Annotated in this window: 1 protein-coding gene; it reads left to right on the top strand. The window is 71.4% G+C overall.

Annotated features, from left to right (window positions below):
- Positions 1 to 203 (top strand): hypothetical protein (locus tag IG90_RS40530; protein WP_157846412.1); only part of this gene is annotated, 203 nt, incomplete at both ends.

The following is a 203-nucleotide window of genomic DNA, read 5'->3' as shown; positions in this document are numbered from 1 at the left end:
TCGAAACCGCTGTGACCGCCGCTGCCGGAGGTGCCTGCGCCGGGTCGGCCGCTCTCCTCTACTACGCGGAGAAGCTCCCCGGACTGGCCAAGGTCACCAACAAGCTCCACACCGACCGCGCCCAGGCACTGCTGCTCGCGACGGCGTCGGCGGCGATGGTCGCGACCCCGGCCGGGGCGTGGTGGAACGAGAACGTCAACGCC

Source organism: Streptomyces anulatus (assembly GCF_000721175.1).
GTDB lineage: Bacteria > Actinomycetota > Actinomycetes > Streptomycetales > Streptomycetaceae > Streptomyces > Streptomyces anulatus_C.
This window is presented reverse-complemented; position numbering and strand designations above follow the sequence as displayed.